This is a genomic window from Salmonella sp. K21076 (genome assembly GCF_039650795.1).
In the GTDB taxonomy this organism is placed as follows: domain Bacteria; phylum Pseudomonadota; class Gammaproteobacteria; order Enterobacterales; family Enterobacteriaceae; genus Salmonella; species Salmonella enterica.
Genome location: NZ_JBCLYA010000049.1, coordinates 155,902 through 176,276, shown reverse-complemented (window position 1 = coordinate 176,276; position 20,375 = coordinate 155,902). Strand labels below are relative to the sequence as shown.

Annotated in this window: 21 protein-coding genes, 1 pseudogene and 1 other annotated feature; of the genes and pseudogenes, 18 read left to right on the top strand and 4 right to left on the bottom strand. The window is 48.6% G+C overall.

Annotated features, from left to right (window positions below; translation table 11 throughout):
- The first annotated feature begins 218 nt into the window (after positions 1–218).
- On the top strand, positions 219–977 hold the full coding sequence (locus tag AAYN39_RS18755) for a YdiY family protein (RefSeq protein ID WP_000770984.1): 759 nt from the start codon (positions 219–221) through the stop codon (positions 975–977).
- 48 nt (positions 978–1,025) lie between these two features.
- On the opposite strand, the gene AAYN39_RS18750 is transcribed toward AAYN39_RS18755, so the two are convergent.
- On the bottom strand, positions 1,026–1,985 hold the full coding sequence (locus AAYN39_RS18750; RefSeq protein ID WP_001046434.1) for a lipid A deacylase LpxR family protein: 960 nt from the start codon (positions 1,983–1,985) through the stop codon (positions 1,026–1,028).
- A 142-nt stretch (positions 1,986–2,127) separates the two neighbouring features.
- On the opposite strand from AAYN39_RS18750, the gene AAYN39_RS18745 reads away from it, so the two are divergent.
- From AAYN39_RS18745 to AAYN39_RS18735, 3 genes and pseudogenes are all read left to right on the top strand, one after another.
- On the top strand, positions 2,128–2,442 hold the full coding sequence (locus AAYN39_RS18745; protein ID WP_000916613.1) for a hypothetical protein: 315 nt from the start codon (positions 2,128–2,130) through the stop codon (positions 2,440–2,442).
- Positions 2,439–3,294: pseudogene (locus AAYN39_RS18740) on the top strand (DNA/RNA non-specific endonuclease). The gene AAYN39_RS18745 and the pseudogene AAYN39_RS18740 overlap by 4 nt, the downstream one beginning before the upstream one ends.
- Positions 3,295–3,466: 172 nt before the next feature.
- Positions 3,467–3,673, top strand: a complete 207-nt coding sequence (locus AAYN39_RS18735) for a hypothetical protein (protein ID WP_010989178.1) — start codon at positions 3,467–3,469, stop codon at positions 3,671–3,673.
- 322 nt (positions 3,674–3,995) lie between these two features.
- Here AAYN39_RS18735 and AAYN39_RS18730 read toward each other — a convergent pair whose 3' ends face one another.
- Entirely contained in the window at positions 3,996–5,219 is a 1,224-nt protein-coding gene (locus AAYN39_RS18730; RefSeq protein ID WP_000905563.1) for an O-antigen polymerase, read from the bottom strand.
- An 891-nt stretch (positions 5,220–6,110) separates the two neighbouring features.
- Between AAYN39_RS18730 and thrS the strand changes: the two genes are divergently transcribed.
- The 14 genes from thrS to selO all read left to right on the top strand — a co-directional run bounded on the left by thrS (position 6,111) and on the right by selO (position 18,924).
- Positions 6,111–8,039, top strand: coding sequence for a threonine--tRNA ligase (gene thrS / locus AAYN39_RS18725; protein ID WP_001144226.1), 1,929 nt, complete (start codon positions 6,111–6,113; stop codon positions 8,037–8,039).
- A 3-nt stretch (positions 8,040–8,042) separates the two neighbouring features.
- Complete coding sequence (gene infC / locus AAYN39_RS18720) at positions 8,043–8,585, top strand: translation initiation factor IF-3 (protein WP_011106936.1); 543 nt, start codon at positions 8,043–8,045, stop codon at positions 8,583–8,585.
- 95 nt (positions 8,586–8,680) lie between these two features.
- Positions 8,681–8,878, top strand: a complete 198-nt coding sequence (rpmI, locus tag AAYN39_RS18715; RefSeq protein WP_001124225.1) for a 50S ribosomal protein L35 — start codon at positions 8,681–8,683, stop codon at positions 8,876–8,878.
- Positions 8,879–8,928: 50 nt separating this feature from the next.
- A complete protein-coding gene (gene rplT, locus AAYN39_RS18710; RefSeq protein WP_000124850.1) occupies positions 8,929–9,285 on the top strand; it encodes a 50S ribosomal protein L20 in 357 nt (118 codons plus the stop codon).
- A gap of 115 nt (positions 9,286–9,400) precedes the next feature.
- Positions 9,401–9,524: a sequence feature (Phe leader region), on the top strand.
- Positions 9,406–9,450 carry a pheST operon leader peptide PheM gene (pheM, locus tag AAYN39_RS18705; protein ID WP_001386830.1) on the top strand — a complete coding sequence of 15 codons (45 nt, stop codon included), beginning with the start codon at positions 9,406–9,408 and terminating at the stop codon, positions 9,448–9,450. (Overlaps the previous feature by 45 nt.)
- 62 nt (positions 9,525–9,586) lie before the next feature.
- Positions 9,587–10,570: a phenylalanine--tRNA ligase subunit alpha gene (gene pheS / locus AAYN39_RS18700; protein WP_000018570.1), complete on the top strand. Its 984-nt coding sequence runs from the start codon at positions 9,587–9,589 to the stop codon at positions 10,568–10,570.
- 15 nt (positions 10,571–10,585) lie between these two features.
- Positions 10,586–12,973: a phenylalanine--tRNA ligase subunit beta gene (gene pheT, locus AAYN39_RS18695; RefSeq protein WP_000672399.1), complete on the top strand. Its 2,388-nt coding sequence runs from the start codon at positions 10,586–10,588 to the stop codon at positions 12,971–12,973.
- 4 nt (positions 12,974–12,977) lie between these two features.
- The gene (ihfA, locus tag AAYN39_RS18690) at positions 12,978–13,277 is read left to right on the top strand and encodes an integration host factor subunit alpha (protein ID WP_001229266.1); all 300 of its coding nucleotides are present in this window, start codon (positions 12,978–12,980) and stop codon (positions 13,275–13,277) included.
- A gap of 202 nt (positions 13,278–13,479) precedes the next feature.
- The gene (gene btuC / locus AAYN39_RS18685) at positions 13,480–14,460 is read left to right on the top strand and encodes a vitamin B12 ABC transporter permease BtuC (RefSeq protein WP_000954986.1); all 981 of its coding nucleotides are present in this window, start codon (positions 13,480–13,482) and stop codon (positions 14,458–14,460) included.
- Positions 14,461–14,551: 91 nt separating this feature from the next.
- Complete coding sequence (locus AAYN39_RS18680) at positions 14,552–15,103, top strand: glutathione peroxidase (RefSeq protein ID WP_001181565.1); 552 nt, start codon at positions 14,552–14,554, stop codon at positions 15,101–15,103.
- Complete coding sequence (btuD, locus tag AAYN39_RS18675) at positions 15,103–15,852, top strand: vitamin B12 ABC transporter ATP-binding protein BtuD (protein WP_000080607.1); 750 nt, start codon at positions 15,103–15,105, stop codon at positions 15,850–15,852. The genes AAYN39_RS18680 and btuD overlap by 1 nt, the downstream gene beginning before the upstream one ends.
- A gap of 76 nt (positions 15,853–15,928) precedes the next feature.
- Complete coding sequence (locus tag AAYN39_RS18670; RefSeq protein ID WP_001213259.1) at positions 15,929–16,393, top strand: NlpC/P60 family protein; 465 nt, start codon at positions 15,929–15,931, stop codon at positions 16,391–16,393.
- A gap of 313 nt (positions 16,394–16,706) precedes the next feature.
- Positions 16,707–17,420 (top strand): anti-FlhDC factor YdiV, encoded by a 714-nt coding sequence (gene ydiV, locus AAYN39_RS18665; protein WP_000561998.1) that lies wholly within the window; start codon positions 16,707–16,709, stop codon positions 17,418–17,420.
- A 61-nt stretch (positions 17,421–17,481) separates the two neighbouring features.
- The gene (selO, locus tag AAYN39_RS18660; RefSeq protein ID WP_000175658.1) at positions 17,482–18,924 is read left to right on the top strand and encodes a protein adenylyltransferase SelO; all 1,443 of its coding nucleotides are present in this window, start codon (positions 17,482–17,484) and stop codon (positions 18,922–18,924) included.
- 35 nt (positions 18,925–18,959) lie between these two features.
- Here selO and hemP read toward each other — a convergent pair whose 3' ends face one another.
- Complete coding sequence (hemP, locus tag AAYN39_RS18655; protein ID WP_000089115.1) at positions 18,960–19,151, bottom strand: hemin uptake protein HemP; 192 nt, start codon at positions 19,149–19,151, stop codon at positions 18,960–18,962.
- Positions 19,152–19,307: 156 nt separating this feature from the next.
- Positions 19,308–20,354, bottom strand: coding sequence for a 3-deoxy-7-phosphoheptulonate synthase AroH (gene aroH / locus AAYN39_RS18650; RefSeq protein ID WP_001082192.1), 1,047 nt, complete (start codon positions 20,352–20,354; stop codon positions 19,308–19,310).
- Positions 20,355–20,375: the final 21 nt, after the last annotated feature.

The window sequence follows — 20,375 nt, the reverse complement described above, 5'->3', positions numbered from 1 at the left end:
TTTTCCGGATCTTTATTTAAAGAAGTACGATGTAAAGTTATATAAATAAATGAATGCTTCGGGAGGGTTCTTATTCAAAAAATGAAATAGTAATTGATTGCTATGTTATTCGGGGCTTCTTATAATTCGCTACCTTTCCAGGGGCGTTTGTCATTGATCCCTATGAAAGTTTCCGGGACCGTCGTGGTCTCTTTTTTAGTTGTACGGACTCTATATAAATGAAGCTTTTGAAGGCAGTACCCGCTGTAGTTATGCTGGCGGGTGGCGTGTTCGCGTCTCTGTATGCCGCCGCCGATGATTCCGTTTTTACTGTCATGGATGATCCCTCCACCGCGAAAAAACCTTTTGAAGGTAATCTGAATGCGGGCTACCTTGCTCAGTCAGGCAATACTAAAAGTTCTTCCTTAACGGCTGACACGGCGATGACCTGGTATGGACAACGTACCGCCTGGTCATTATGGGGCAATGCCAGCAATACCTCCTCTAATGATGAACGCTCTTCAGAAAAATATGCGGTAGGCGTGCGTAACCGTTTTAATATGACGGATTATGATTATACCTTTGGCCAGGCCAGTTGGCTGACAGACCGTTTCAACGGTTATCGTCAGCGCGACGTACTGACCGCCGGTTACGGGCGGCAGTTCCTTAATGGTCCAGTGCACAGCTTCCGTTTTGAATTCGGTCCAGGGGTTCGCTATGACGAACATACGGACGATACCACTGAAACGCAGCCGTTGGGTTATGCTTCCGGCAGCTATGCCTGGCAGTTAACTGACAATGCTAAGTTTACACAGGGGGTGTCAGTATTTGGCGCAGAAGACACCACACTAAATTCGGAAACAGCCCTCAATGTCGCCATTAACGAACATTTTGGTCTAAAGGTGGGGTATAATTTAACGTGGAACTCGCAGCCGCCTGAATCAGCGCCTGAACATACCGATCGCCGCACTACGGTAACGCTGGGCTATAAGATGTAATATTGCGCCGGGTTACGTTACGTAACCCGGTTATTCCGTGGTGACGCCTCAGAAGAAGAAGGTGATGTCGCCGTTGATATAAGAATAGTCGTCTCCGGTGCGAAATTCCGACGTGACTTTGTTTAAAGAAAGAGAAAATGCGACGGGAGAATAGCCGATGGTGGCACCGACGCGATATTCATCCACGGTTTTATTAATATCCACCGTTTCCATTTTTGTTTGCAGCGTTTTCCCCTGTAACGTGTAGTTTTTATCAACTTCCCTGCGCTCAACGCCAGCAAATACTTTATAGATCAATCCCTCTTTTTGAGTGTGTATTAACCCTCGGCGGGACAATAACCCAAACCCATTATCAGAGTTGAAGGTCTTATCATTTCCCAGCGCAACGGTTGCGCCGTACCCCAAATACTGGAAGAGATTGCCGCCGACAGCAGAGACTTCTGGATAGAAGCCCACATTGACACCCAGAATATCAATAGCTGGCGTAAGGGAGACCATTCCTTTTGCCGTGTAACCATAACGGTTTTCAATTTGATCCTGCCAGGCAGGGTATTTTTCTGCGCCTATTATTCGATGCGCCCGATTCTGAACCTCCTGACCGCCTGCGTCAGGACCAATAACGCCGATATCGGTACCTAAACGATAACGTAACCAATTGGTGGCTAATGAATTCCACTCCAGTCCGGTATGAAGAAAGGCGCTGAACGCGCGGTCGCCTTTGACGGCTTCAGGCTTTCTTTTATTGGCGCCAGATGGAGAATAAATATCTTGCGCGATATGAAAAGAGAGTTGACTGGCGTCAGTGAGATCGTGGCTGTAGCCTAAAAAGAGCCCGGCAGTATAATCACCCCGGTCTGCAGCCTTGTGCCCGTAAAGGGCATTTAAGGATGGTTGAAATATACCTGCATCATCATTCGCCACTGAAATAGCAAGGCTACTGGCATTGGCCATTGTGGTCGTACTGAGTATGGCGGCAATCATCGTTGCGCAATAGCTGTATTTGTTCACTTTTTACCCCTGAATATGAAAGTGAATACTCTTATTTTTACAAAGTAATAAGCACAGCAGCATGATGCGCAGTGCTTATTAAACCTTTAAATATAACTAAACTCCTGCCAGCAGCGAGTCATTGAGAGGATACGTTGCCTTAATGTTGAAAAATGGTGTTAAAAAACATGCGCCAGATATTATTGAATATCCATTTTTCATTCGCTATCTGAGTGCGAGAAATTATTGGCTTCACGATTATGCATATAATACGATGTTTTTTGGTATCAACATGAATATCATGTTGTATTCTTTTGAGCTCATTTTCTTTGATGGCTTCGATGTTTATCTGTTATTAATTTTTACCGTGATAGTGTTGTCTTTAATGATGAGCGCATCTAACGGCTGGCAGGGTAATATAACCAAATTATTGCCATCTGAATTATTAGGGCAGTTATTATTAAGGAAGAAAAAATGAATAAAACCATTAATCTGCTAAAATTACTGCCCGTAGTATTATTAAGCGCATGTACTACATCGTATCCTCCCCAGGATACAACATCGGCACCCGAGTTACCCCATCGTAACGTACTCGTTCAGCAACCTGATAACTGTAGCGTTGGCTGTCCTCAAGGAGGAAGTCAACAAACAATCTATCGCCATGTCTATACGCTCAATAATAATAGCGCCACGAAATTTGCCAACTGGGTTGCCTATAGCGTGACAAAGACCAGCCAGGCAAGCGGTCGCCCGCGGAACTGGGCGCAGGACCCCGATTTACCGCCCTCGGATACGTTGGCCCCTTCGGCCTATAAAAATGCCCATACGCTATTAAAAGTCGACAGGGGACACCAGGCGCCGTTGGCAGGATTGGGCGGCGTTTCGGACTGGCCGTCGTTAAATTATTTATCGAATATTACGCCGCAGAAATCCGCCCTGAACCAGGGAGCATGGGCTGCACTGGAAAACCGGGTGCGCGAACTTGCCAAACAGGCTGATGTATCTGTAGTGCACGTAGTGACCGGCCCCCCTTTTTGAGCGGCATATCGCCACATTGCCAGAAGATGCGACGGTAGAAATTCCCAGCGGGTACTAGAAGGTTTTATTCACCGGAACGGCGCCGTCAAAAAGTGAAGGAAATTACGCTGCGTTTATTATGGATCAGAATACACCCCGTTCGGCGAATTTTTGCGACTATCAGGTTACCGTGGAGGCTATCGAACATAAAACGAAGCCAGTGCTGACGCTGTGGTCTAACTTGCCTGAAGCGGTAGCCAGCGAGGTGAAAACAACAAAGGGGAGTCTGGCGCAGAGGTTAGGTTGCCGATGAGAAGCGCTATACGGCGCGTAGAAAGATAATGGAGAAACCCTGTCAAGGGGCTTGATTTGCTACAGAGTGATGCAATCCCCCTTTTTTTAGTGTTACCATCATCATGCCGGACGAAAATAGCGATTTTCGTCTGTGTCGAAGGTTGTGCGCCAATTTAGCAATGGTTGGCTAGATGGATACACAACTCACTGTTAATAAATTCATTTTCTCTTTGTATGTGATCTTGCGTAATAAGTACAATCCTTTATTCACATCCATTCTCGTTCGTTTAAACCTGTTTCACCAGTTCCGCGTCATTACTGGTAATAGCGGATATATATGTTTCATACCGTTTTACATTGATCCCTTTCGCGCCGTAAGATGTACGTACCTAATCTAACTTAAGCAGGGAACTGTCATTCATAACACAGAGTTTATTGGTATCAATGGTAGATTATATTACGGTGACAATCTCGGGATGATCCGCATATGAGTAGATGTGGATTAGGGCGGAGTAGCGGCAGGACTAATAATAACCGGCGGCGAGAAATACATAATTGAGGGGCTATTCATAAATCATCATCTAGAAACGCAAGCACTATCATGAATATATCATAAGTAATTTACGTTGGTAATGATGGCTCAGCAAACCCAACAAGCTTTACAGGAACAATTTTTACGCTTCAGAGCCAAATAAAACGGCGGCATTGCCGCCGTATAACTTATTTATTGTTTCTTAGTAAAACGAATCTTATATGCTCTGAAAAAACAAAGGAAGATGCAATGTATACCATAAAAGCAATCATCAAATGCTCAGGGAACAACCATCCCATGCTAACAGGAATCACACTTATTCCAATGCAAAATAGGAACATTATGAAATAATGCGCTGACTTTGTTTCCTGAGTTTTATTGGAGAAATACTTAGCTAGGACGCCTTTAAATACTCCAGATATAACTAACCAAACTGGTGTAAAAAGCCCGAAATCTGCGTATAGTTCACCATACCCGAAAGCAGGAGCGCCCTGATTTCTGTAGAATGCATCAGGGAAAAATACTTTTGCCAGATACAATGCGCCAAAATCTTCAGGCTTATCAGGCCAAATAGCCCTCGGAATCCTCGAGTAAACCTCGCTCTCCATTAGTAATTTTCCGTACATAAAGTCAAAGTTTGAGGAAGCAACAAGAACAGCATTACGGGTATAATCCGAGTAATTAGCCATATTTTCTATCGGATTCCCATCAGTAAACGTATATGCAAAGAATGCCGTTACAATGACTGCTATAACAGCAAACGATTTTACCAGGAACATAAATTTAATTTTTTTATTTTCAATATATGAAAGGTAAAGGATGAATGCTATAAATATACTAAATATTGGTCCTTTGTTACCATGCAAGAAAATAAGTATACAGTTAAATAAAACTATGGAAATACAAAATAACTTTGATTTTTTGTATGTAAAGAACGCGCAAATAGAAGCGACAAGAGAAAACATTAATGAAGGATAGAAGTATATACCATACCCTGTTCTGGTTAATTCGTATATTCTTCTTGGGCTAAGTATATACTCTCTGAACTCCATCAACACTGGAAGGTAAATGATAAAAGCAAGGAAGGTGAATAACAATGAAGTAAACACATACCTTGGTTTATTTTTCGTGTTTGATTTGTTGTATATGGGTTTTCTTTGTGTGTAAAGATAAGAAATAACAAATGATGCTATGTATGTTATATAGCAAGTATAGAAAAACAAATATTCCACTGTATAATTCTGCACCTCTGAGAGGTATACAAATATACCTTCAAACACGTACAGTGTAGGGACTGTTATTATCAGGTATGGGACCATTACATTTATTATTTTTCCCTCAATTCTTACGGAAAGAGTATAGAGATAAACTATAAATAATAAGCATAATGCAATGTATGAAATTATAAGCATATAGAGCCTTTAGAAAAAATGCTTAGTATTAAAAATATTACCATCAGGCAAATAAGGTGTGGTACGGAAAATCTTCTGGCAAGATATTCTGAATCTGGTAGTCTATAATCATTACTCATCACTATCTTCCCGATATCAAAACCGTGTTATTGAAATATTAACACTCATTAACACTCCTATCTACTGCGCCTCCGATAGCATGAAGCTATCAAGCGTTTGCAGCACAAACATCAAACAATGTAAATGCTTTTGATAATTACGCATGATTGTTACTGTGTTTATATACAGTGGCATTCGAAGATTCATCATGAGGTTCCCGAGTCCTGTAAAAGACTATACAGAGAAAGAGCTATCACTCGACGAGTAATTCATCTCACATCGTGCCGCGACATACTTCAAGCAACACAGACGAATTACAAGTACGGCATCATAAGTGAGACGTTGCTAGTTATAGAAGCTTCATAGCAGCATGTAATGGCTCTTTGCTGGTATGTGCTTTGGAAAGTGGGTTTCGTATTGTGCGTTATCGCATGCTGCCAGGTCCCCATCTGGAGAATATAGATAGCGGTCGTCGTGAAAAGCTATCTGATGTGAATGCCTCATACGGTGGCAGTAAGCCGAGATTCAGAGTGACCATGTACATCATTAACGATACGCGTGCCGGGTAGTGTGTTGGGATTCAGGTTCTGTAGAACAGAAAGATGCAATCTCCCTTTTTTTAGTGTTACCATCATCATGCCGGACGAAAATAGCGATTTTCGTCTGTGTCGAAGGTTGTGCGCCAATTTAGCAATGGTTGGCTAGATGGATACACAACTCACTGTCAATAAATTCATTTTCTCTTTGTATGTGATCTTGCGTATGGGTCACCACTGCAAATAAGGATATTACATGCCTGTTATTACTCTTCCTGATGGCAGCCAACGCCATTATGACCACCCTGTAAGCCCGATGGATGTTGCTCTGGACATTGGTCCTGGCCTGGCGAAAGCCACCATTGCGGGCCGTGTGAATGGCGAGCTGGTTGATGCTTCCGATCTGATTGAAAATGATGCGACGCTTTCCATCATCACCGCAAAAGATGAAGAGGGTCTGGAGATCATTCGTCACTCTTGCGCGCATCTGTTAGGTCACGCTATCAAGCAACTTTGGCCGCACACGAAAATGGCGATCGGTCCGGTTGTCGACAACGGTTTTTACTATGACGTTGATCTTGACCGCACGCTAACTCAGGAAGATGTCGAAGCGCTCGAAAAGCGGATGCATGAGCTCGCCGAGAAAAATTACGACGTTATCAAGAAGAAAGTCAGCTGGCACGAAGCGCGTGAAACCTTCGTGAAGCGTGGTGAAAGCTACAAAGTTTCCATTCTTGATGAAAACATTGCTCATGATGACAAGCCAGGCTTGTACCATCATGAAGAATATGTCGACATGTGTCGTGGTCCGCACGTGCCGAATATGCGTTTCTGCCATCACTTTAAACTGATGAAAACTGCCGGCGCATACTGGCGCGGTGACAGCAATAATAAGATGTTGCAGCGTATTTACGGTACGGCATGGGCAGATAAAAAAGCCCTGAACGCTTATCTGCAGCGCCTGGAAGAGGCCGCAAAACGCGACCACCGTAAAATTGGTAAGCAGCTCGACCTGTATCATATGCAGGAAGAAGCGCCGGGCATGGTGTTCTGGCATAACGACGGCTGGACTATCTTCCGCGAGCTGGAGGTCTTTGTTCGTTCTAAACTCAAAGAGTACCAGTATCAAGAAGTTAAAGGCCCGTTCATGATGGACCGTGTGCTGTGGGAAAAAACCGGGCACTGGGACAACTATAAAGATGCGATGTTCACCACATCTTCAGAAAACCGCGAATATTGCATCAAGCCGATGAACTGCCCGGGCCACGTTCAGATCTTTAACCAGGGTCTGAAATCCTATCGTGATTTGCCGCTGCGTATGGCGGAATTCGGTAGCTGCCACCGTAACGAGCCATCAGGCGCGCTGCATGGTCTGATGCGCGTACGCGGCTTTACGCAGGATGATGCGCATATCTTCTGCACCGAAGAGCAGATCCGCGATGAAGTTAACGCTTGTATTCGTATGGTCTACGATATGTACAGCACCTTTGGCTTCGAGAAGATCGTCGTCAAACTTTCCACTCGTCCTGATAAGCGTATCGGCAGCGATGAGATGTGGGATCGTGCTGAGGCGGATCTGGCGGTTGCGCTGGAAGAAAATAATATCCCGTTTGAGTATCAACTGGGTGAAGGCGCATTCTACGGTCCGAAAATTGAATTTACCTTATATGACTGCCTCGATCGTGCATGGCAGTGCGGTACAGTACAGCTGGACTTCTCCTTACCGTCTCGTCTGAGCGCCTCCTATGTAGGCGAAGACAACGAGCGCAAGGTGCCGGTAATGATTCACCGTGCGATTCTTGGGTCGATGGAACGCTTCATCGGTATCCTGACCGAAGAGTTCGCTGGTTTCTTCCCGACATGGCTCGCGCCTGTTCAGGTAGTCGTGATGAATATTACCGATTCGCAGTCTGAATACGTTAACGAATTGACGCAGAAACTACAAAATGCGGGCATTCGTGTAAAAGCAGACTTGAGAAATGAGAAGATTGGCTTTAAAATCCGCGAGCACACTTTACGTCGTGTCCCTTATATGTTGGTCTGTGGTGATAAAGAGGTGGAAGCAGGCAAAGTTGCCGTTCGCACCCGCCGCGGTAAAGACCTGGGCAGTCTGGACGTAAATGACGTGATTGAGAAGCTGCAACAAGAGATTCGCAGCCGCAGTCTTCAACAACTGGAGGAATAAAGTATTAAAGGCGGAAAACGAGTTCAAACGGCGCGTCCGAATCGTATTAATAGCGAAATTCGCGCGCAAGAAGTTCGCTTAACAGGTCTGGAAGGCGAGCAGCTTGGTATTGTGAGTCTGAGAGAAGCTCTGGAAAAAGCTGAAGAAGCCGGAGTAGACTTAGTCGAAATCAGCCCTAACGCCGAGCCGCCGGTTTGTCGTATAATGGATTACGGCAAATTCCTCTATGAAAAGAGTAAGTCTTCTAAGGAACAGAAGAAAAAGCAAAAAGTTATCCAGGTGAAGGAAATTAAATTCCGTCCTGGGACAGATGAAGGCGACTATCAGGTAAAACTCCGCAGCCTGATTCGCTTTCTCGAAGAGGGCGATAAGGCCAAGATCACGCTGCGTTTCCGCGGTCGTGAAATGGCCCACCAGCAAATCGGTATGGAAGTGCTTAATCGCGTGAAAAACGATTTGCAAGAACTGGCAGTGGTCGAATCCTTCCCAACGAAGATCGAAGGCCGTCAGATGATCATGGTGCTTGCTCCTAAGAAGAAACAGTAAGGCCTTCAAGTAACAATTCTGTGAAGCCTTCGGGCTTCACAGGTTTTGTTCGCCTATGTTTCGTTTATTAACAATGCGAAGTGGAAGTTATTAAAATGCCAAAAATTAAGACCGTACGCGGTGCTGCTAAGCGCTTCAAAAAAACCGGTAAAGGTGGTTTTAAGCACAAGCACGCTAACCTGCGTCACATTCTGACCAAAAAAGCGACTAAACGTAAACGTCACCTGCGTCCGAAAGCCATGGTTTCTAAAGGCGATCTGGGCTTGGTTATCGCGTGCCTGCCGTACGCATAAGCCGTTAACGTTTTTAACTTTTTAATTAGAATAGATACAGGAGAGCACATATGGCTCGCGTAAAACGTGGTGTAATTGCACGCGCACGTCACAAGAAAATTTTGAAACAAGCCAAAGGCTACTACGGTGCGCGTTCTCGCGTATACCGCGTTGCCTTCCAGGCAGTTATCAAAGCTGGTCAGTATGCTTACCGTGACCGTCGTCAACGTAAGCGTCAGTTCCGTCAACTGTGGATTGCGCGTATCAACGCAGCAGCACGTCAGAACGGTATTTCTTACAGCAAATTCATCAACGGCCTGAAAAAAGCCTCTGTTGAAATCGACCGTAAGATCCTGGCTGATATCGCCGTATTCGACAAAGTCGCGTTCACCGCGCTGGTTGAAAAAGCGAAAGCAGCTCTGGCATAAGCCAGTGAAAAGAGGGAGCCTGGCTCCCTCTCTTTTATTTACTGTTCAGTGAGTTGACAATTGACCTGTAACCCTTTTCAATAAAGGATATTCGGTTTTACCACATAAGGTAACGCAAGCATGAACGCTGCTATTTTCCGTTTCTTTTTTTACTTTAGCACCTGATCCCAGGAGGCTAGCGCGTGAAAAACGAAACGAAAAACAGCGTAAAAAAGCCTCCTGATGGAGGCTTTTTTTGTATCTGAAATCGAGAGATTACGTCCAATGAACCGGTGTCTTCACCGACACAATGAGGAAAACCATGTCACATCTCGCAGAGCTGGTTGCCAATGCAGCGGCCGCCATTAACCAGGCGTCAGATGTTGCCGCGTTAGACAATGTACGCGTCGAATATTTGGGCAAGAAAGGGCATTTAACCCTTCAGATGACGACCCTACGCGATCTGCCGCCGGAAGAGCGTCCGGCAGCCGGGGCAGTCATTAACGCCGCGAAAGAGCAGGTACAACAGGCGCTTAACGCGCGTAAAGCCGAGCTGGAAAGCGCAGCGCTTAACGCTCGTCTGGCCGCTGAAACTATCGATATCTCCCTGCCGGGACGCCGTATTGAGAACGGCGGTCTGCATCCGGTCACGCGTACCATTGACCGTATTGAAAGTTTCTTCGGCGAGCTTGGTTTTACCGTGGCGACTGGCCCGGAAATCGAAGATGACTACCATAACTTCGATGCGTTAAACATTCCGGGTCATCACCCGGCCCGCGCCGATCATGATACCTTCTGGTTTGACGCGACCCGTCTGCTGCGGACCCAGACGTCTGGTGTCCAGATCCGGACGATGAAAGCGCAGCAACCGCCGATCCGTATTATTGCGCCGGGCCGTGTATACCGTAATGACTACGACCAGACGCATACTCCGATGTTCCATCAGATGGAAGGTCTGATTGTTGATACCAACATCAGCTTCACCAACCTCAAAGGTACGCTGCACGACTTCCTGCGTAATTTCTTTGAGGAGGATCTGCAGATTCGCTTCCGTCCTTCTTATTTTCCGTTCACCGAACCTTCTGCGGAAGTGGATGTGATGGGTAAAAACGGCAAATGGCTGGAAGTGCTGGGCTGCGGGATGGTGCATCCGAATGTGCTGCGTAATGTCGGTATCGATCCGGAAATCTATTCTGGCTTCGCTTTTGGTATGGGGATGGAACGTCTGACCATGTTGCGTTACGGCGTCACCGACCTGCGTTCATTCTTCGAAAACGATCTGCGTTTCCTTAAACAGTTTAAATAAAGGCAGGATAAAACAATGAAATTCAGCGAACTGTGGTTACGCGAGTGGGTTAACCCGGCAATTGATAGCGATGCGTTGGCTAACCAGATTACGATGGCTGGCCTGGAAGTAGACGGCGTTGAGCCGGTCGCGGGAAGCTTCAATGGCGTTGTGGTTGGGGAAGTGGTTGAGTGCGCCCAGCATCCGAACGCTGACAAATTGCGTGTAACGAAAGTCAACGTCGGCGGAGAACGCCTGTTGGATATCGTCTGCGGCGCGCCAAACTGTCGTCAGGGGCTGAAAGTAGCGGTGGCCACTATTGGCGCTATTCTGCCGGGCGATTTCAAAATTAAAGCGGCGAAACTGCGCGGCGAACCGTCTGAAGGGATGCTGTGCTCCTTCTCCGAACTGGGGATTTCCGACGATCACAGCGGCATTATCGAACTGCCGGCGGATGCGCCGTTGGGTACCGACATCCGTGAATACCTGAAGCTTGACGACAATACCATCGAAATTAGCGTCACGCCGAACCGTGCGGATTGCTTAGGTATCATCGGCGTTGCGCGTGATGTGGCGGTACTGAACAAAGCGCCGCTCCAGGAGCCTGAAATGGCGCCGGTTACGGCAACCATCAGCGATACGCTGCTGATTACGGTAGAGGCTGTTGATGCGTGTCCTCGCTATCTTGGCCGGGTGGTAAAAGGTATCAATGTTAACGCGCCGACGCCGCTGTGGATGAAAGAGAAACTGCGTCGCTGCGGTATTCGCTCCATCGATGCGGTGGTTGACGTCACGAACTATGTGCTGCTCGAACTGGGTCAGCCAATGCATGCTTTCGATAAAGATCGCATTGATGGCGGTATTGTCGTGCGGATGGCAAAAGAGGGTGAAACCGTCGTCCTGCTGGACGGTAGCGAAGCGACGTTAAATGCGGACACGCTGGTGATCGCCGATCACCATAAGGCGCTGGGGATAGCCGGTATTTTTGGCGGCGAACATTCCGGCGTGAACGGCGAAACGCAAAATGTGCTGCTGGAGTGTGCGTACTTTAATCCGCTGTCTATCACCGGTCGCGCTCGCCGCCACGGTCTGCATACCGATGCGTCTCACCGCTACGAGCGCGGGGTGGACCCGGCGCTGCAATATAAAACGATAGAGCGCGCTACTCGTCTGCTTCTTGATATCTGTGGCGGTGATGCGGGTCCGATAATTGATGTGAGCAACGAAGCAACGTTGCCGAAACGCGCCACCATTACTCTGCGTCGCAGTAAACTGGATCGCCTGATCGGGCATCATATTGCGGATGAGCAGGTCAGTGATATTCTGCGTCGTCTGGGCTGTGAAGTGACCGAAGGGCAGGACGAGTGGAAAGCCGTGGCGCCGACCTGGCGTTTCGATATGGAGATTGAAGAAGATCTGGTGGAAGAGGTGGCCCGCGTTTACGGCTATAACAATATTCCGGACGAGCCAATCCAGGCCGGTTTAATCATGGGAACGCACCGTGAAGCCGATCTGTCGTTGAAGCGGGTTAAAACCATGCTGAACGACAAAGGCTATCAGGAAGTGATTACCTATAGCTTTGTCGATCCTAAAGTACAACAGCTCATCCATCCAGGCGCAGAAGCGCTGCTGCTGCCAAACCCTATCTCCGTTGAGATGTCGGCGATGCGTCTGTCTCTGTGGAGCGGATTGTTGGCGACGGTGGTCTATAACCAAAACCGTCAGCAGAATCGCGTGCGTATTTTTGAAACCGGTTTACGTTTCGTTCCGGATACACAAGCCAATCTGGGTATTCGACAGGATCTGATGCTGGCTGGCGTGATTTGCGGTAACCGCTATGATGAGCACTGGAACCTGGCAAAAGAGACCGTTGATTTCTATGATTTGAAAGGCGATCTGGAAGCAGTATTGGATTTAACCGGCAAACTGGGTGATATCCAGTTTAAGGCGGAGATGAATCCGGCTCTGCATCCGGGACAGTCTGCGGCGATTTATCTGAAAGATGAACGTATTGGTTTTATTGGGGTTGTTCACCCTGAACTGGAACGTAAACTGGATCTGAATGGTCGTACGCTGGTGTTTGAACTGGAATGGAATAAGCTCGCAGACCGTATCGTGCCGCAGGCGCGGGAGATTTCACGCTTCCCGGCCAACCGTCGCGATATTGCGGTTGTTGTTGCAGAAAACGTTCCCGCAGCGGATATTTTATCCGAATGTAAGAAAGTTGGCGTAAATCAGGTAGTTGGCGTAAACTTATTTGACGTGTACCGCGGTAAGGGTGTTGCGGAGGGTTATAAAAGCCTCGCTATCAGCCTGATCCTTCAGGATACCAACCGTACACTCGAAGAAGAGGAGATTGCCGCTACCGTCGCCAAATGTGTAGAGGCATTAAAAGAGCGATTCCAGGCATCATTGAGGGATTGAACCTATGGCGCTTACAAAAGCTGAAATGTCAGAATATCTGTTTGATAAGCTTGGGCTTAGCAAGCGGGATGCCAAAGAACTGGTTGAACTGTTTTTCGAAGAGATCCGTCGTGCTCTGGAAAACGGTGAGCAGGTGAAACTCTCTGGTTTTGGTAACTTCGATCTGCGTGATAAAAATCAACGTCCGGGGCGTAACCCGAAAACGGGTGAAGATATTCCTATTACAGCACGGCGCGTGGTGACCTTCAGACCCGGGCAGAAGTTAAAGAGCCGGGTCGAAAACGCTTCGCCCAAAGAAGAGTAATCAGATCCAGGCATAACATCCATCAGAGTGTATTGCGGCAGATACGCTGCCATCCCGAAAGTAGATCAGCGGGATGACAGCGTATTTGTCAGCCTGAAAGATGACCCGTATAACTAAAAAGGCCGCATTGCGGCCTTTTTTCTTTCAAGTAAAGGATACCCACCGTAAAATCACGCTACCTCTTTTCAGCTGAATGGATAACATGCTGACTTTTGCCCGCCAACAACAGCGACGAAACGTTCGCTGGCTTCTGAGCCTGTCACTGCTGGTGCTACTGGCTACACTTCTGAGCTTATGCGCAGGCGAACAGTGGATTGCCCCCGGTGACTGGTTAAGCGCCCGGGGGGAACTGTTTGTCTGGCAAATTCGCCTTCCCCGCACGCTTGCGGTATTGCTGGTTGGCGCTGCGCTGGCGCTATCTGGCGCCGTGATGCAGGCGCTGTTTGAAAACCCACTTGCTGAACCGGGTCTGCTCGGCGTTTCGAATGGGGCCGGTGTTGGGCTTATTGCCGCCGTCTTACTGGGGCAGGGGCAACTGCCAGGATGGGCGCTGGGGCTGTGCGCTATAGCCGGCGCGCTCATTATTACGTTAATCCTGCTGCGTTTTGCGCGTCGCCATCTCTCTACCAGCCGCTTGTTGTTGGCGGGCGTCGCGCTGGGCATTATCTGTAGCGCGCTGATGACGTGGGCTATCTATTTTTCCACCTCTTTCGATCTGCGGCAATTAATGTACTGGATGATGGGAGGATTTGGCGGCGTTGACTGGCAGCAGAGCTGGCTAATGATTGCGCTCATCCCGGTACTGATCTGGATATGTTGCCAGTCGCAACCGCTGAATATGCTGGCGCTAGGGGAAACCTCGGCGCGGCAGCTTGGCCTGCCGCTGTGGCTCTGGCGCAATTTGTTGGTCATCGCCACCGGCTGGATGGTGGGCGTCAGCGTGGCGATGGCGGGGGCGATTGGTTTTATCGGTCTGGTTATTCCGCACATCCTGCGCTTATGTGGTTTAACCGATCACCGGGTTTTACTTCCCGGCTGCGCGCTGGCCGGGGCTATCGCCCTGCTATTGGCTGATGTGGTCGCCCGACTGGCGCTGGCGTCGGCTGAACTGCCTATCGGGGTGGTCACCGCCACATTGGGGGCACCAGTGTTTATCTGGCTGCTACTCAAATCCGCGCGTTAGCGCATCGGTAAACAACTGCTTTCATCATTCGCAGTCTATGATTAAAGGCTAACGATGAAACCCGCTATTCTACCGACATCAGGGAGACACCATGCAAAACTCGCTTCTTAATACTCACGTTACGACGATTGATGGAGAGGTCACTACACTTGAAAAATACGCCGGAAAAGTGCTGCTCATTGTAAACGTCGCCTCCAGATGTGGCCTGACGCCGCAATATGAACAGTTGGAAAATATCCAGAAGGCGTGGGCAGATCAGGGGTTTGTCGTGTTGGGTTTTCCCTGCAACCAGTTTATGGGGCAGGAGCCAGGCAGCGAAGAGGAGATTAAAACCTATTGTGCCAGCACCTGGGGCGTCACGTTCCCGATGTTCAGTAAAATTGATGTGAATGGCGACGCGCGCCATCCGCTGTATCAAAAACTGATAGCCGCTGCGCCAACGGCAGTCGCGCCGGAGAAGAGCGGCTTTTACGAACGGATGGTAAGCAAAGGGCGTACGCCACTCTATCCGGATGATATTCTGTGGAATTTTGAAAAATTTTTGGTAGGCCGGGATGGTCAGGTGGTACAGCGTTTTTCGCCGGATATGACGCCTGAAGATCCTATTGTGATGGAAAGCATAAAAATCGCGTTGGCAAAATAATGTCTCAATTGATGCAATTAAAGGACGTCGCCGAGAGCACCCGCCTGGGGCCGCTTTCCGGCGAAGTAAGCGCAGGAGAGATCCTTCATCTTGTCGGGCCGAACGGCGCCGGGAAAAGCACGCTACTGGCGCGTATGGCGGGGTTAACCTCCGGCGAGGGGAGCATCAGGTTTGGCGGAGCGCCGCTGGAGGCATGGGCGACGGCAACGCTTGCCCAACACCGCGCTTATCTTGCGCAACAGCAAAATCCGCCGTTCGCCATGCCGGTCTGGCATTACCTGACATTGCATCAACCTGATAAAACGCGAACCGGGCAGCTTAACGAGGTGGCCGATATGCTTGGATTGGGCGACAAACTGGGGCGAAGCGTGAATCAGCTTTCCGGTGGCGAGTGGCAGCGCGTTCGCCTTGCTGCCGTTGTACTACAAATTCATCCCGACGCTAATCCGGTCGGTCAATTATTGCTGCTTGATGAGCCGATGAACAGTCTCGATGTTGCGCAACAAAACGCTCTGGATCGGGTATTACATCATTTATGTCAGGCAGGAATTGCGATTGTGATGAGTAGCCACGATCTGAACCACACGCTGCGCCATGCGCATAAAGCCTGGTTACTAAAGCGCGGTAAACTCATTGCCTGCGGCCGCCGGGAAGAGGTGCTCACCCCCTCTTATCTGGCGCAAGCCTACGGTTTGCGCTTTCGACGACTCGACGTCGAGGGGCATCCAATGCTCATTTCGGCCACTTAAGTAAAATCGTTTCTTGAAAAGCAGGTAATTTCGACGCTAAATTAATACCAAAATAAAAACAGAGGATTGTTGCGGCATGCGTTTTTGGCTTCTTGTTATCACAGCATTGTTCCTGGCAGGATGCAGTACTCATCGGGCACCGGCGCCAAATGCCAGATTATCAGACTCCATTACCGTCATTGCGGGTCTGAACGATCAGTTGCAGTCCTGGCGCGGTACGCCATACCGCTACGGCAGCATGAGTCGCAGAGGCGTGGACTGTTCCGGCTTTGTGGTAGTCACTATGCGCGACAAGTTTGATTTGCAGTTGCCTCGTGATACGCGTGAACAATCAAAAATCGGCACCAGAATCGATAAAGATGAATTGCTGCCCGGAGATTTGGTTTTCTTTAAAACCGGTTCGGGCGAAAGTGGTTTACATGTTGGTATTTACGATACAAATAATGAGTTTATTCATGCCTCTACCAGTCGTGGCGTGATGCGTTCATCGCTGGATAATGTGTACTGGCGAAAAAACTTCTGGCAGGCACGGCGAATTTAACCTCGCAGACGATATAAATTTTATAGTCTATTTTTAACATATCGCCAGTTGAACTTATGACATCTGTTGTCATCATATATAATGATATAACCGTAGCATTTACAAACGTACTTTTATTAAAAACGGGCGTGCTCACGCCCTGTTAAAAGTACAACATTGGATATTGGTTTATAATCAGAGTAAGTTAAAAAAAGGAACCGGTTCACCGGTAAACAAGAAAAATGATGACGCTTCAATTAGTATCTGAAGTTACGTCTGTTTCCGTCCGTAGTGACTGGATGGTGAATAGCGCCCTAACCATGGGACTGGCGTAATGATTGCTTCACTTGATGAGCTTTACCATTCCGAACTCTTTTTCCTTCCCGTCATGGATGAAAACGCTCGGCTTGTTGGTTTAGAGATTATTGCAACGTTTGCCGCTGAAGACGGCGCCGTGCGGATGCCGACTGAGTTGGTAGCGCCTCGCCTTTCGGTGGAGGAACAATACTGTCTGTTTGTTGAAAAACTGGCGTTGTTAGAAACCTGTCAGCACTTTTTTATTCAGCATAAACTTATTGCATGGCTTAATTTACCGCCTGCAATTAGTGACTTATTATTATTAGATAGCGAACTTTTTTCCCGGGCAGCGCGCTTTCCGTTTTTTGAAGTAGCTATAAATGAGAATTATCCTGGGTTAAACCAGGGCAAAAACAATGAAACGTTAGCTAATCTGGCAATGCATTTCCCATTAATTTTGGCAAATTTTGGGGCAGGCGAGGCGTCGACTAAAGCTATTTTCGATGGGCTTTTCAAACGAGTCATGTTGGATAAAAATTTTATTCAGCAGCGAGCTGAAATGATCTCATTCGAACCATTCATGCACGCTATTGTTGCCCAGATCTCCTCCAGCTGCGAGTCGCTGATGATTGCCGGTATTGATACTGAGGCGATGTTTGCGCGCGCAGCGCCATTGGGGTTTAGCGCATTCCAGGGCGGACTATGGCCTCCGGTGCCGGTAAGCCAGCTCATTAAACTCGTTCAGCGATAACCTTTCTGTTTGCCGGTGTTTAACCGGTGATTAACCGTCTACACTGAAGACAGGAGGCCCTATGACCCTGTCTTTTACTGCCCGTTGGCGCGATGAATTGCCAGCAACGTATACCGCGCTTTTACCCACACCGTTAAAAAATGCGCGACTGATTTGGTATAACGACGAACTGGCGCAGCAGTTAGCCATTCCCGCTTCGTTATTTGACGCTACCAATGGCGCTGGCGTTTGGGGCGGCGAAACCTTATTACCCGGTATGTCGCCTGTCGCGCAGGTATATAGCGGGCATCAGTTCGGCATCTGGGCGGGACAACTCGGCGACGGACGCGGTATTTTGCTGGGCGAACAGCTCCTGGCGGATGGCTCGACCCTCGACTGGCATCTGAAAGGCGCCGGATTAACACCCTATTCGCGAATGGGAGATGGACGCGCCGTCCTGCGTTCAACCATACGAGAAAGTCTTGCCAGCGAAGCTATGCATTATCTGGGTATTCCCACTACGCGCGCGTTATCTATCGTAGCCAGCGATACGCCGGTTCAGCGAGAGACGCAGGAAACGGGCGCGATGTTAATGCGTCTGGCACAAAGTCATATGCGTTTTGGTCATTTCGAACATTTCTATTACCGCCGTGAGCCGGAAAAAGTTCAGCAACTGGCTGATTTCGCTATTCGTCATTACTGGCCGCAATGGCAGGATGTAGCGGAAAAATATGCTTTGTGGTTTGAAGAGGTGGCGGCGCGTACCGGAAGACTCATCGCCGAGTGGCAAACCGTCGGTTTTTCGCACGGCGTTATGAATACGGATAACATGTCGATTCTGGGGCTGACCATCGACTATGGCCCCTTTGGTTTTCTCGACGACTACGATCCCGGCTTCATTGGTAACCATTCCGATCATCAGGGACGTTACCGCTTCGATAATCAACCGTCGGTGGCGCTGTGGAATTTACAACGTCTGGCGCAGACGTTAACCCCTTTTATTGAGATCGACGCGTTAAACAGAGCGCTGGATCGTTACCAGGACGCGTTGTTAACGCACTATGGGCAGCGAATGCGCCAGAAGCTGGGCTTCTTTACCGAGCAAAAAGACGATAACGCTTTACTGAATGAATTGTTTAGTCTGATGGCGCGCGAAGGGAGTGATTATACCCGTACATTTCGGATGTTAAGCCATACGGAGCAACAGAGCGCCTCCTCGCCGTTGCGGGATACGTTTATCGATCGCGCGGCGTTCGATGCCTGGTTCGACCGCTACCGGGCGCGATTGCGCACAGAGGCGGTGGATGACGCGCTGCGCCAACAGCAGATGCAACGCGTGAATCCTGCGATTGTGTTGCGCAACTGGCTGGCGCAACGCGCGATAGATGCGGCTGAACAAGGAGACATGGCGGAACTGCATCGGTTGCATGAAGTTTTACGTCAACCTTTTACCGATCGAGATGATGACTATGCCAGCCGACCGCCGGAGTGGGGAAAGCGGCTGGAGGTCAGTTGTTCAAGTTAGCCAGATGCCAGCAGAATCGTCTGCTGGCGGGAGCGCTATTTGGTTAACAGTAGCTTACCGGCCTGAGTTTTGCGCAACAGATACTCCTGACCGTTGTGATCGATAATGACTTTGCCGTCCGGACCTAATAGCGCCTGACTGTTGACGCGCCGTTCAGCGGCAGGGAGAAGCGTTTCATTGTCTATTTCCTTAGGGTGAGGCAGCTCGGTGTTATCCATACGCGACATGTTATTTATTAATAATCAAACTCACAATGATTATTATTATCAATAATTAATGCGATAACAGCAAGTGCTAATTCTGTGGAGTGATATACGCGCGCGTAGAGAAAAGGGTGGGTAACGCATCGAAGAAACGCCCATCCCGGCAGGATGGGCGAGCTATTAAAAGCGGCTGTCTACCGCCGCGGCAAGTTTTTCCAACAGAACTTCCGTATCTTCCCAGTTCAGGCAGGGATCGGTAATGGATTGACCATAGATTAACGGTTGACCGCTGATAATTTTTTGCGTGCCTTCCCGTAAAAAACTCTCTGCCATAATCCCGGCAATTGCCGTGGAGCCATTACGAATCTGCTGGCAAATATCATCACATACGTCCAACTGGCGGCGATGCTGTTTTTGACAGTTGCCGTGGCTGAAGTCGACGACCAGATGTTCCGGCAGATCAAATTCATGCAACGTGTCGCAGGCGGCGGCAATATCTTCAGCGTGGTAGTTCGGTTTTTTACCGCCGCGCATGATGATGTGCCCATACGGGTTGCCACTCGTTTGGTAGATAGTCATCTGTCCGTCTTTATCCGGCGAGAGAAACATATGACTGGCGCGGGAGGCGCGAATAGCATCAACGGCAATGCGGGTATTGCCATCCGTACCATTTTTAAAGCCGACCGGGCAAGAGAGCGCAGAAGCCATTTCCCGATGGATTTGGCTTTCGGTGGTACGCGCGCCAATCGTTCCCCAACTGATCAGATCGGCAATAAACTGGCCGGTGACCATATCAAGAAATTCTGTGGCGGTCGGTACTCCCAGTTCGTTCACCTGCAATAGCAAGCGACGCGCCAGTTCAAGCCCATGATTGACGCGGTAACTGCCATTCAAGTCGGGATCGGAAATCAGGCCTTTCCATCCCACGACGGTGCGCGGTTTTTCAAAATAGGTGCGCATGACGATTTCCAGACGCGCCTGATGCTTTTGGCGTTGTGCCTGGAGCTGCGTCGCGTATTCCATGGCAGCATTCAGATCGTGAATCGAACAGGGGCCAATGACGACCAGTAGCCGTGGATCTTCACCATTTAAAATCTTTTCTATCCGGCGTCGGGAGTCGGTAACGTGACTGGCGACGGAGGACGATACAGGATACCGCTGCGCGAGTTCGGTTGGTGTTACCAGGCTGTCGATACGCGCAGTACGGAGTTCGTCGGTTCTGTTCATTACAAGTCTCAGAAATTTGTT